The 13,766-nt window shown below is 32.7% G+C and carries 10 protein-coding genes and 1 pseudogene; all 11 read left to right on the forward strand.

The window, feature by feature from the left end; translation table 11 throughout:
* Positions 1-7: 7 nt before the first annotated feature.
* Entirely contained in the window at positions 8-439 is a 432-nt protein-coding gene (locus QOX03_RS03715) for a hypothetical protein (protein ID WP_283671561.1), read from the forward strand.
* 292 nt (positions 440-731) lie between these two features.
* Positions 732-1,262 carry a hypothetical protein gene (locus QOX03_RS03720; RefSeq protein ID WP_283671562.1) on the forward strand — a complete coding sequence of 177 codons (531 nt, stop codon included), beginning with the start codon at positions 732-734 and terminating at the stop codon, positions 1,260-1,262.
* Between the two features lie 35 nt (positions 1,263-1,297).
* On the forward strand, positions 1,298-2,047 hold the full coding sequence (locus QOX03_RS03725) for a DUF6883 domain-containing protein (RefSeq protein WP_283671563.1): 750 nt from the start codon (positions 1,298-1,300) through the stop codon (positions 2,045-2,047).
* A complete protein-coding gene (locus tag QOX03_RS03730; RefSeq protein ID WP_283671564.1) occupies positions 2,031-2,279 on the forward strand; it encodes a hypothetical protein in 249 nt (82 codons plus the stop codon). Before QOX03_RS03725 ends, QOX03_RS03730 begins: the two co-directional genes overlap by 17 nt.
* A gap of 1 nt (position 2,280) precedes the next feature.
* Positions 2,281-6,411 carry a hypothetical protein gene (locus QOX03_RS03735; RefSeq protein ID WP_283671565.1) on the forward strand — a complete coding sequence of 1,377 codons (4,131 nt, stop codon included), beginning with the start codon at positions 2,281-2,283 and terminating at the stop codon, positions 6,409-6,411.
* Positions 6,380-7,432: a PQQ-binding-like beta-propeller repeat protein gene (locus QOX03_RS03740; RefSeq protein WP_283671566.1), complete on the forward strand. Its 1,053-nt coding sequence runs from the start codon at positions 6,380-6,382 to the stop codon at positions 7,430-7,432. Before QOX03_RS03735 ends, QOX03_RS03740 begins: the two co-directional genes overlap by 32 nt.
* A 104-nt stretch (positions 7,433-7,536) precedes the next feature.
* Complete coding sequence (locus QOX03_RS03745; RefSeq protein WP_283671567.1) at positions 7,537-8,217, forward strand: hypothetical protein; 681 nt, start codon at positions 7,537-7,539, stop codon at positions 8,215-8,217.
* A pseudogene (locus QOX03_RS03750) lies at positions 8,196-8,483 on the forward strand (transposase); the annotation flags it as partial. The gene QOX03_RS03745 and the pseudogene QOX03_RS03750, both read left to right, overlap by 22 nt.
* 31 nt (positions 8,484-8,514) lie before the next feature.
* Positions 8,515-11,577, forward strand: coding sequence for a fibronectin type III domain-containing protein (locus QOX03_RS03755; RefSeq protein WP_283671568.1), 3,063 nt, complete (start codon positions 8,515-8,517; stop codon positions 11,575-11,577).
* 46 nt (positions 11,578-11,623) lie between these two features.
* Complete coding sequence (locus tag QOX03_RS03760; RefSeq protein ID WP_283671569.1) at positions 11,624-12,253, forward strand: hypothetical protein; 630 nt, start codon at positions 11,624-11,626, stop codon at positions 12,251-12,253.
* Between the two features lie 2 nt (positions 12,254-12,255).
* Positions 12,256-13,761 carry a hypothetical protein gene (locus QOX03_RS03765; RefSeq protein WP_283671570.1) on the forward strand — a complete coding sequence of 502 codons (1,506 nt, stop codon included), beginning with the start codon at positions 12,256-12,258 and terminating at the stop codon, positions 13,759-13,761.
* Positions 13,762-13,766 lie beyond the last annotated feature (5 nt).

Raw genomic sequence — 13,766 nt, forward strand, 5'->3', positions numbered from 1 at the left:
ATATTTTATGAAAATAGGAAGAAATGACAATATAAAAATTGTAGGAATGAAATCAGATTTGAAATCAAATTCAATTGAAAAAATAGACTATCTGAAATGGATCGAATTTATCGAATTTAATAAAGATTATTTTGTGTGGTATGAAAATACAGAAGATGGAAAACATGTATTAGAAAACATAACAAAAGTACCAGATTGGGCAAAAGAAGGCGTCCTTTACAATTTAAACAAGACAACTGTATATAGTACAAATAAAATTGTGGAAAATCAACATGATTTAGTCGTTAGATATTTTGAGAATGGCAGTATTAAAATTGATATAGAAAAGAAAATGAAAAAAGAAGTTGCTAAAATTCTTTTAGAAATGGCAAATTATTTGGAAGGTGAACTGATTATAAATGAGAGGAAAAAGTTAGAAAATATTGAACAATTAAACTAATACTTAAATTCATATTTATTTATATACCTAAGGGAAATATAACAGAGGAATTGTTGGATAACTGGTCTAAAGAGTTATCTAAAATTACAAAAGAAACAAAGATTAAATTTGAAATTAATGAAATAGAATTTTTAGTAAATGATATGGCTACAAATGGTTATAATATATATAGTAAGATATTAAATTTTTGATTTTATGAAAAAAAAAAGAAGTAAATGATTGGATTGCTAAATTCTGTCAAGTAAAGTTTAAAGGGAAATTTCTGAAACATAAAAATAGATTTGAATATGAAATGAATGAGTTGGTTTTAAGATTAGGATTTTCATTAGTTGATTCCGATTCATCTTTTTATTCACAATTTGGATATCATTTTTATTCATCGAAAATAGATAAAGTTTTTTCAGAAATATATAATGAGAAAATACATATGTTAAATTTACTTTCAAACTCTCAGTCAAGGCTTTTTGATGAAAATAAATATCCAGTTTTAGAGTATGATATTTATACAGAAGAGGATTGTGAAAAGATGATAAAAGAAGTATCTGAGTATCTTTTAAATGAAGTTTTACCTGAATGGGAAGCAAATCCTACACTTGAATTTTTAGAACAAAAAGTAAATGAAAATTTAAGAAATACCCCTAACTTTTCGGGGTTGGTTTTAGCTAAAATGGTAAATCCTGCTAATTATCCAAAAATTAAAGCGTTTTTTCAAAAAGCATCAGAGGATTGGTCTGAATGGGATAAAGAAGATTTGAAGAAAGTAACTGCTTTTTTAGACAAACATTCTCAAGAAAAATTAATGGAAATTGCTGAAAAAGAATAGTTTAAACAAATTTACAAAATATATAGAAAAATAAATTGAAAAACCTCCTATACATATTACTTTTAATATTCAGTATAACTTTTGGTTATGCTCAGGGAAGAGCTGTCTATGAAGTACTTAAAGATACAGAAAGACTAAAACAAGCCACCCAAGCCATTAAGCAACAACTATCTGAATATGTAGGTGAAACGGCTAATGCAAGCAACCAAGCAAGATATAATCAAGGAAAACTAACATTTGATATTGTAACTTTATTTGTTGGTGTAGGTGAGGTAAAAGCTTTACTAAAAGGAGAAAAAACAGTAGCTCAATTATTCAGTAAAATAGGTAAATTACCGAAAGATGCTATTACTGAAATTAGAAAGATTAAGAAACCTAAAAGAGGTGATGCTAAGAGGATTTTTGAGAAGGTTAGGAAAGGGAAAGTAATTGGAAAAATAGGAAATACACCCATAAAATCTGTATATGGAGACATTAGAAAATTTTCAGAATATGCTTTAACTAATCCGTCTAAAAAGGGGTTATTTGTTGATAGTTGGGGATATAAGTTAGATGATGCAGAGAGGTTATTAGAAATATATAGGAAACAGGCAATAGAAGCAGTGAAAAATGGGAAAGTTATAAGTAGTGGGGTGAATAATTTCGGAGTTAAGCTTTACAAAATTAAAACAAAATTGAAAACACCTAGTGGAAAAAAAGTTAATATTTATGCAGGTTGGATAATAAAACCTGACAAAATAGATGAGTTAATATTATCAACACCTTTCGATGGATATGTTAAATAAAGTAAATTTATATAGTTTGGGTATAATAGTGAATAGTGAAGATTTAAAAAATGGAAGCTACGGTATTGTTATTGAAGATTTTTATCCCGATTATTACATTATAGAAAATTGGACTTTTGAAGAGGGTAACGAAGGAGGAATGACTTCTTTACCTGCTATTTGTTTAAGACCTGCAACTGATAAGGAGCAAGAAGAATTTCAAAAAAAATGGAAAAAATATATAGAAAAATAATTTGAAAAAACTCCTATACATATTACTTTTAATATTGAGTATAACTTTTGGTTATGCTCAGGAGGTTGTTGCCCAAGATTTACGAGTTGCTACCATAGACTACGTAATATCAGATGTAAAATATGTAGCCTCACCACCACCGGGTAAAATTATCATTGAGGGTAATGCCGGAGAAGGCAATGCCAATGATACAGGTTCAGCAACGAGTAGCCAAGAAGAATTACCGGGTGGAAAAGATTACACTATTATTGATGCAGAAGGCAATGTTTGGACAGTAGATGAAGAGGGAAATATAACGAATGTAGGAAGGCAAGCCAAAGGAGGAGCTTCTACTCTGCAAAATACCGCCGGAGTAGATGCTAAAGGAAATGCAACGGCTATCACAGCTGAAGGCATTAGAGTAACTTTTAAAAACAGTAGTGATTCCAAATACGCTTTTGACCAGCCTAAAAAAGCATTGGATAGTGATTATAAAGAGCTTAACGGTAAAGTAATTCCATTCAAAGCTGTAGAAAACAAAAAGACGGAACCCTTTATTGCTAGTGTAGAGATTACAGATAATAGTATATCTGCCGATAGTTTAATATTCAAAACCTCTAAAGGAGTACCGATAGATGCCGAAAAAGTAGGAAATGATTATAGATTGACTTTAAAAGGCTTATACAGCTATGCCACAGAACAAGTGCAAGCAATCATTAAGCAAGGAGATAAATACCAAGTAGCTGGAGCGTTTAATTTAGTTCATATCTCACCTAAGACAATTAAGCTAAACCTCGTTCCAACGATAGGAGTAAGTATATCTAGAAACCAAATACAGAAAGTAAAAGATATCTATAAGAAAATAGCTATAGATGTAGATATTAGCGTTAAGGAAACTTTTGATATTACACCTTACTTAGTAAACGGAAAATTACCTACGGAAGATGCCTTTGGGGAGTTGGAAAAGAATACTGTTGCCCAAAATGAGGTAATTAAAGCCTACAAACAAGAGCGAGGAGTAGATTTAGCCTATTATATATTTGTAACGGACAAACCATCTTCCAATGGACAAGCCGGCTATATGCGATTGGGCGGACAGTTTGGGTTTGTGTATGACCAACAGGCAAGAACCATAGCGCACGAGCTAGGGCACGGAGCCTTGCGATTAGAACACCCATTTAAGGAGTTTAAGAATGTAGCCCAAGGAGATGTGAAAAACCTGATGGACTACAATACCAGCAACACCAATACCAACACCAACACAAATTTCATATACCCAGACTGGAAACAAGTAAACGACCCTAAGTTTAAGATTTATGCCTTTCAAGGGCAAAGTGAGGGAAAATATAATGTTACAGAGCTTGATTATGTTTGCGTCCCTCCAAAATATCAAACCTCTGAGTATATATTTAAGAATCTAGATAACGAATCAATAAAACTGAATGAGGATTATATACCTGTTGCTTTTGTAGGGGAATATTCTTCGAATCATAAGGGGCAAATAGCCATTATAAAAAATAAAAAAACAGGAAGTTTATATTTCCCATGGAATATTAAGGATGCATATGGTTATTGGCTATATAAAAATAAAAAATTTGTAAAAAATAGTAAGGGAAAATACATAGAGGCAGAATATGAAAAAGTTAATAAAAATGCATTATCAATTTCTGTTTCATCAGACAATTATCTTATCATAAACGGAGAGAAAACAGAAGAGAAGTATGATAATGCACGAGAAAATTGTAAATATCGAGGAAAAGAAAGAGAAAGAGAAAAAAATACAAGATGCTCGCAGATATTAGATGCATTAAAAATAGATGAAGAAGATCAGAATAATGTTATAAAAGTATTACAGGCATCTATAGCTAATATTGAGCGAGAAGGAGATCCTACACAAAGAAATTTAAGAGATATAAACCATATTGTAGAAATAAATAGAGGTGGAGGATTAGCCTTAACTAACTATGAAAAAGAATGGGAAATTTTAGAGGACAAACTAAGGCTACTGAAATGGTATAAAAAAGATACTTATTTTGTAGTAGGCTTATTAAAATCTTATGATGAAAATACGCTATACACACAATCTCAATTAACAGAGATGGCAAACAAAGCAGTAGAATCTGTATCAACAGATAAAAAAGTTGTTTTTGTTTTGTTGAATGCCACTCACTTCCAATCTATGATGGGCAAAACAACTACAGTATGTGTGAGATCTGCATTTGCTCAAAATAGAAATGATATTGTAGATGGAAACGATGTAAGTAGCGTAGGAAACTTAAACGGTATATTGAAGCTATACTCAACGATTAAAAAACCTCTGATTTTAAACAAATATTACCAATATGCCAATGGAGAGATTAGAAATTACTTATACCAAAGTAAGCAAGAAGTAAAAGGCTACCCTTTTATAAAATATCTATCTTTTTACCAATCGAAGGCTTTTATAGAGGCGCAAAAAAGAAAGAGAGAATCATTAGATCAGTGTAACCGCTATAGAGATTCTAAAGATTATTATACTAATAATAATTGCTATTATCAATATGATAATGATTTTAAAGAAATAAATAAATTTGTATTAAAGAGCTTACAGAAAGAATATACTGAAGGGGCACTCTCTGATAAAGATCTATGGGAAGAATTAGAAGTAAATAAATTGTATGACTTCCGAGAGGTCTATATGGATTTTGATGGCTCTGAAGAAAGCCAAAGAAAAGGTAGAGATAATTTAACTTTAGCACTTTGGAATGCGAATGAAACCACTTGGGAATGGGGTAAAAAGATGGATATAGCCTATTCGGGTGATCCAATTTTAAAAGACTATCATTTTTATAATGTAGATACTCGCCAGCTTATAGATGATGCTGTCTATGAAACATTAGATGCAATAGGCATGATACCTGGGATGGATACCTTTACAGATCCTGTGGGAGTACTATATGCAGGTTACAGAGGAGACGCAGCTAATGTAGCGATATATTCAGCATCTTTAGCGATTCCTTTGGCGGGTTCGTCTTATATCAAAGGAGGCAAGAAAGGAGTATCCAAGATAGATGAAATGTTAGTCATTGTAGCAAAGAGAGCTGACAATAAAGATGGATTTGAATTAGTTTATAAGAAAATAAAAGATCTTAGCCCCGAGGATTTTCATATTGCTTCTGTCAATCCTTTAGACCCTGCCGTTGCAACTAAAATTAAAGCTAATGACTTTATAGAACATGTAGATAAAGATTTCATTAAAGTGAATTTAGACCAAAAACTTGAAAAGTTTTCTAAAAAAATAGATGATTTAGCTACAAAACCTAATTGGAGCGAAGAAGACAAAGCTCTTTTCAATAAAACTTTTAAAGCCACCCCAACTTCAGAAAATATCCAAAGCTGGAAGTTGCTAAAAGAAAGTGTAAATTCCCATAATATTTCTAATTCTTTATACAGAAACGCTGAAGCCATAGAGGCACTAACTAAAGCTAGAGCACTACCAAATACAGTAAAAAAACAATTAGGAGTTACGGATGAAATTTTAAGTGAATTGAGGGCATCTGCAAAAGGGGATTTTTCCTACAAAATGTTGGTAGATAAAATAACGACAATAGGAAAAAAACTTGAAGCGAATCCCAATACCAAGTTAGAAGGTTTTTATGACAATGTATTGTATAAGCTAAATAAAAAAAGCGTAGCTACCACCAATCAAAAAATAGGTACCGAAGGTGTTCTTAAAACAGTAGATGACCATTTTGATGACCTTCTTAAAGATAGAAAAGTCACCTTTGAAAATGCGGTTGATAATTTAAGAGGAACCAAATCTTATGAAGATATAAATGTGGAAATTAGTACTTTTGACGGAGCTGATATTGAGTTTAGAATAGAAGTGAAAAATTGCTCAAATTGTGTAACAAGCAAGGTAATAAAAACCCAATTTATAGAGCGAGATTTATACAACGCCACAGATATCTCCCAAATTAAATGGAAAATCTATGGGCAAAACTTTACCAAAGCAGATTTTGAAAAATATTTAAAAGAGAATAGAGAGGTAATAGAGAAAATGTTTAAAAAGGGGAAGTCGTTACCTGAATTAAACGGAGAAAAAATTAAAAATATTGATGAATTAATTAAAAAATTATTAGATGATGAAGTATACAATAAAATATTTATTTAAAGATTGTTTTAATCCGAATTTTATATCAAATAAATTTACCTATTTCACAGAGATAGATAATATATACTATTTGTGCTATAATGATTTTGATTTTTCAAATCTTCAAAAGTTAAATAATGATAGCAATCAATGTTATGGTTTTATTATTGATTCTATTTTTTGTACACAAGATCCTACGAAATCTATCAATATCCTTGATATTGAAAAAGGAGAGAAATATCAAGTAAAAGGAGATTATTTATTTCTTTGCAAAGATGATAGATTTATATATTTATTAGATGAATCAAAAAACACTTGTAATAGATTGAATCCGTTCACAAAAGAGATTAGTATGCTTTTTAAAGTCTCAGATGAAGCTTTCTTACGTTATAAAGAATTTGTAGTTCCTAATTTAGGCATCGGTTATTCCAAATTAAATGAAATTAAATTGTTAAATATAAAAACAGGAGATTTACTTTGGTGTTACAATATAGAGGCTTACTTCAATGCTCCATCAGGAGTTTACCAGGGCAGAGTGTTCGTGGTAGGAGACCGGCTAGTATTTTTTGCCCATACCAAGGATTGGAAAAAGGGAGCCACCTTTGTATTAGATGCCCAAACGGGAGAGGTATTAAACAATCCAGCACAGACTATATTTGGAGGGAAACTATTTTTATTTGACGGGTACATATGGCAAAAGAAAGATAAAGGTTTTGCCAAGATGGATCCCAATACTTTTGAAGTAACTCATTATGATTTAAGCCAAGAACTGCCCACAGAAATCATAGACAACAAAACAATGGCATATCACGATGGCGTAATAGCCGTAAGTGCCAAGCCTCAAAAAGGAAGTATCAGAAGTTTGGTATTATTATTTGATACAAAAACTGAGCAGATAATATGGAGAAAAGAAATTTTGCACGATGAGAATAAAGCCTCTACCGATGCAAACAGAAGACAGATAGAAGAAATACAGATGAATGAAAAATATATTGCCGTATCCACCTCAGGTTATTCGTTGTATGTTTTTGAAAAAGAGTAATCATCGAGATTTATACAACGCCACAGATATCTCCCAAATTAAATGGATATTTGATGTGCAGAAAGCCCCAGCGGATTTCAAAGAAAAAATGATAAAATAGAAAAATGATAAAAAAATATATACTAGCTGTAGTAGTGCTGATAAGCGGTATAGCCTTCTCTCAAAACAAAGAAGATCAGAGGGAACCTCAAATTCGCCTAAAGGTAGAGAGTAAGCAAGATCGCGTGTTATTGCGATGGGCAGTAGATGAGCCCGTTGCATGGCAAAAAGCCAACAAAATAGGCTTTGTACTCAAAAGATATACGCTCATGAGAGATGGCAAACTACTGGAAAATCCTGAGGAGAAAAAATTAGGTGTTTTTCAGCCTGCTTCAGAGGAAAAATGGAAAGCAATAATAGAAACCAATAACAATGCAGCCATTGTTGCCCAATCTATGTTTGGGGAGAGTTTTGAAGTAGAAATGGGAAATCAGGGAGAGTTACAGAATATTATCAATAAATCCCAAGAAATAGAACAACGATTTGCCTATGCACTTATGGCAGCTGATTTGGATTTTGAGGTAGCTCAATTAGCAGGTTGGGGCTATGTAGATACAGACGTAGAGCCTGATGTTCGCTATGTCTATACTGTGAAACTCAACCCTAAGAACAATACCAAATCCCTGCAAATAGAAAAAGGGAGTGGAATAGCTGAGTTATCAAAAGAATGGGAATTGCCTAAACCTTTGGATTTCATAGGAATTTTTAAAGATCAAGCGGTAACCTTGTCTTGTTCAATGAGGTAAAAATCCAGTTAGAACCCCCTAAAAGAAAAAATCAAAAAGAATACAAACCTCAGTTCTATCCATTCAGAAAGTGTAGAAAACGTATAGAAACTTTATTCTCGCAGTTGTGTAACCAATTTATGATACGGCGTAATTATGCCAAATCTTTTGAAGGATTCAAAACAAGAATATTGGCAAAAATTACCTCCTTGACTACTATTCAATATCTCAATAAATTTGTCTTTCATAGTAACATTAACAATTTAAAAATTAACCTCATTCGATAATGCACTACGGGTTAATTTAATACAGCCTATAATGCAGAAACTATATCATTATATAAAACAAGTGGGAAACTACGCTAGAATACCTAAAAAAATTATTCCAATTATTTTTAGTTTTTTGTTAGCCTTTCAACCATTTGTACTGAAGGCTCAACAATACCCTGTAAAGATGGTACCAGTCTTGTTGCCACCCTATAGTTTAAAGCTGAGTGAATATGCTACAAGTACGCAGACAAAGTTGCGCTTACAAGTCATGATGACAGACTTGCAGGAGCCACAACACCCCACGGGCATAAAGTTTAGCTTAGAAAGTTCGTTAGGCGCAGTTCCTATAGCCACTAGCCAAAGTTTTGTATCTGGGATGTCTCCTTTTACGCTGTATCCAGGCAGTAATATAACGCTGACCAATGTTGATTTAAGACCTCTGTTTGAGTTACAGAATTTATCAGGCTTAAATGCTTCACAATATGCACAAACTTTACCAGAAGGAATTTATCAATTTTGCTTTCAGGCATACGATTATTATACCAAGCACAATCTTTCCGCAAAGACCTGTGCCCAGGCCTATCTAACACAATATGAGCCTCCTCTACTCAATCTCCCTCAGAATGCAGAAAAAGTACAAGTTGAGGGCGATATCGTAGGCAGCAAAGGAATCGTATTTCAATGGATGCCAAGGCAAGTCGCCCCCAATACCCATTATATATTCATTTTAAAAGAACTATGGGATGCAGGACGCAGTCCTGTAGCTGGATTTTTATCCTCTCCTATATTATGGAAAGAAAAAACTTATGCAACAAGTTTATATTATGGCCCCGAGAAAACACGTTTAATCCCGGGGAAACGCTATGCTTGGCAGGTACAAGCAGTAAGCGGTAATCCAGTAGTTGGCGCAAATCCTACCGAAGATAATGGAGTGTATAAAAACAATGGGCTCTCCGAGATATTTTATTTTGATTATGTAGAAGATTGTAAAGTGCCGACTTTCTTAATGGCAAAAAATGCAGGTAGAGGACGCGTAGAGCTTAGTTGGACAATGCCCGGACAGCCCTCGGGATTATACAGTATACAATACCGAAAGAGAGACAGCAATACGGATTGGCAAACCGAAGAAAGTTACCAGACCAAATATATACTCACAGGCTTAGAAAATCAGACTGAATATGAATACAGAATAGGAACAGTTTGCGGAAATCTACAGAATTTTAACCCTTCACCGCTAGAGGGAGAGACTTCTGGCAATGCATATGCGTATAGTGCGATACAATATTTTACAACAGATAGCGAAGAAAAAGAAAGTAGTAAATACCAGTGTGGTGTAATGCCATCTATAGACCTTACCAATAAAGCCCCATTGCAAACTGTGTTAGGAACGAATGAGGTGTTTATGGCAGGAGATTTTCCTGTAACGGTGATTTCATCACAAGGGAGCAATGGGATATACAGTGGCGAGGGCTATATAGAAGTTCCTTATTTGGGAGATACGAAAATTAAGGTAGTTTTTAATAATATTAAACTCAACACCGACAAACAATTGATTGAGGGTGTAGTAGAGACTACGTATGATGCACAAGCGGTTAATATAGTAAGTGCGAGTGAGGGAATAGAAGATGTTATAAAGGTTGTTAAGAGTATAAAAGAAAAAGTAAAAAAAATAATCACAACTAAAAAAGTATCATCCGAAGACTATAAAATTTTACAAGACGAAAACGACCATTTTGTTAAAGAAGTAAAAAAACAAATTTCATTTTTAGCTCCCATATTGACTGATGAAGAGCTTGAAAACTATGAAAAAGAAATAAAAGAGCTTGAAAAATATCTAAAGGAGAGCAATTGTACAGCAAAAAATAATGAAAATGTAAATACCGGAGGTAAAGGAGGAGGATATTCTATGCCAATATCCGGCTTAGATGAGTTATTTTTATTTTTGGCAAATGAGGACTGTATTGAAAAAGTGAAGAAGTATGAGCAAAGTTTAGAGAGAATAAATAACCAACTTCAAAAGGATACAGAGTTATATAATGAACTTGAAGAATTTTGGAATTTTCTAAAAAATTGTATCACCCAATCAAAGGCAAAAGAAGACGGATATATTCCAAGATTTTTATGGGATCACGGTTACTATATGCCTAATGGACCTTTTGGGTATTATGTATTTGACCCTGCATTTTCTTCAGGTTTTATAGATGGTGCTATTGGAACAGTAGATGGAGCAGTAAAATTTGTAGATTTTATAAGTTGTATGAGTGTAGGCTCATTTAGAGCTTGGTTAGATAGTAGTTGCTATAAAACAAGGAGAGATTTTATTGAAACTCTTAGAGCTGTCTATGAAGTACTTAAAGATACAGAAAGACTAAAACAAGCCACCCAAGCCATTAAGCAACAACTATCTGAATATGTAGGTGAAACGGCTAATGTAAGCAACCAAGCAAGATATAATCAAGGAAAACTAACATTTGATATTGTAACTTTATTTGTTGGTGTAGGTGAGGTAAAAGCTTTACTAAAAGGAGAAAAAACAGTAGCTCAATTATTCAGTAAAATAGGTAAATTACCGAAAGATGCTATTACTGAAATTAGAAAGATTAAGAAACCTAAAAGAGGCGATGCTAAGAGGATTTTTGAGAAGGTTAGGAAAGGAAAAGCTTTTGAAACTTTAGTAAGCTCAAAAATTAAAAATATACCCCCATTTAATACTTTATATAAAGATTATAAACACCTAACGCAGATACACTTGAAAGGGAGATCCAAAAACATTGTTGCCGATGATTTATTTGTGAAACAGGTTAGAGATAATAGAGGAAGAACTTACTTTAGAGCCATTATAAGCGATAGCAAGTTAACAAGGAAATCCCCTTGGACACCGAACCAAAAAAGCGAGCTGATAAATGTCTTTAGGGACAATCCAAATAAGAAATTTATAGAATTTGAAGTGAGGACAAATAACACCATTTTAAAAGATTTAAAATCTCCAGAAAAATTTATTCAAGGAGTAAAAGTTAGAATATACAGAGAAGATGTATATAAGATAATTAGTGATGGGGATAATATTAAAACTCCTCCCATTAGAATGAGTGATATTAATTTTAAAAATTAAGTATATGAGAACGAACTTTTTAGATTATATTAATAAAGATTTACAATTGAAAGAATTTCATTATACTCAAAAAAAGGAAGGCGAATATATAATTTTTGAGTACCGAAAAAAAAGCAAAAAAAATATACAAAATATTTCTTTTCTTCAATTAAAGAATAAATTAAAAGGTTTTTTCTATGGTGTGAATTTTATACAAATGGAAAAAATAATTGCACCTATTCTAGAAAAGAATGAAATTGTTGGAGAATTATATAAGGCAGAAAATATAAATGATTCTTTTTTTGTTAAGAAAAGTTCAGAATATACTTTAACGGATAGGGGGATAGACATTTCAAATGATTCAAAGATTAAAGAAATATTTAATCTTTTTCTTATTAATGACGCCCTTCCCTTTTTTGAAAAATGGAAAGATCTAACGGTATTGTACGAATATATTAAGGATAAAACAGAGGAGGAATTATGGGATATTTTAGGTCAATTTGCCCCTATGAAAAAAGCAACGATACTAAGACTCTGTAATGATAGTAATTATCAAAAGCATATGGATGATTACTATGAGAAACAAAAAGAATATTATGAAGAAGACCCAGAGGATATAGATAATATTCGGTATTACAACGCTGCCAAAGAGTTGAAAGAAGTCTTAGATAGAACGGAGCCTATTTATAATATTTAAGTTTGAAAAACCTCCTATACATATTACTTTTATTATTCAGTATAACTTTTGGTTATGCTCAGGAGGTTGTTGCCCAAGATTTACAATCTACCAATGTAAACTACACCATCAAAGGAATAAAATATGATGAAAAAACCAAAAGAATCATCATCATAGGCGATGCTGACGCAGGTAAAGAAAACGACAGGGGTTCAGGAGAAGATAGCCAAGAGGTGTTGCCAGGCGGCAAAGATTATACCCTTACCGATGCCAAAGGCAATGTTTGGGCTGTCGACGAAGAGGGGAACATAACAAATGTAGGAAGGCAAGCCAAAGGAGGAGCTTCTACCCCACAAAACACTGCTGGAGTAGATGCTAAAGGAAATGCAACGGCTATCACAGCTGAAGGCATTAGAGTAACTTTTAAAAACAGTAGTGATTCCAAATACGCTTTTGACCAGCCTGCAAAAGCATTGAATAGTGATTATAAGGAGCTTAACGGAAAAGTAATTCCATTCAAAGCCGTAGAAAACAAAAAGACGGAACCCTTTATTGCAAGCGTGGAGATTACAGATAATAGTATATCTGCGGATAGTTTAATATTCAAAACTTCTAAAGGTGTACCGATAGATGCCAAAAAAGTAGGAAATGATTATAGATTGACTTTAAAAGGCTTATACAGCTATGCTACAGAACAAGTACAAGCAATCATTAAGCAAGGAGATAAATACCAAGTAGCTGGAGCGTTTAATTTAGTTCATATCTCACCTAAGACAATTAAGCTAAACCTCGTTCCAACGCTAGGGGTAAGTATATCCGATGAACACCAAGTACAGGAAATAAAAAAGATTTACAAGAAAATAGCCATAGATGTAGATATTAGCGTTAAAGAAGAAGTAACAAGTTATCCACAATTGATAAAATTAGGTTATGATGTAGCAACCAAAGAGGAAGTAAGAACAGGCTTGTGGGAGTCTGTAAAAGGGATATCTATAGAAACTATAAAAGATGTCGCAGTTGGTTTCTACGAAGAGAAAAAGGAAAATTACACCAATGATAAAGCCTATATAATACAACACACAGTAAGTAAAGATGCTGTACAAGTAGCTTCATTATTTATGGGTGGTGGAATCTTTAAAAAAGGTACAGAAGCGCTCAAAAATGGGGTTGAGGAAACTGGAAAAAATGTTGCGAAAAAGGGGTTAAAAAAAATCGAAAAAGTATTAGATAAATTAGATACTTATGAGCAGGCAAGAAATAAAGCTTTTGAAATAATAGGTGATTTAGGAAGAGATAGTAAACCACTAGTTGGAAGACTTAAAAGTAGCAAAAGTTTTGAAAAAATCTCAGGGAGAATTAGTTCAGATAATAAAAGATTGTGGAGAGTAGATTATGACCCTAAAAAAGGAGTACATATTAATATTGAAGATTATTCAGGGGGTAAAGGCATGAAAGCTAAAAAATATGTTATTCCTTTTAATGGAGATGAAAAAACTTTCGAAACAATATTAAAAAACTTAAATAAATAATTAAT

This window comes from Candidatus Ornithobacterium hominis (assembly GCF_951229915.1).
Taxonomy (GTDB): Bacteria; Bacteroidota; Bacteroidia; order Flavobacteriales; family Weeksellaceae; genus Ornithobacterium; species Ornithobacterium hominis.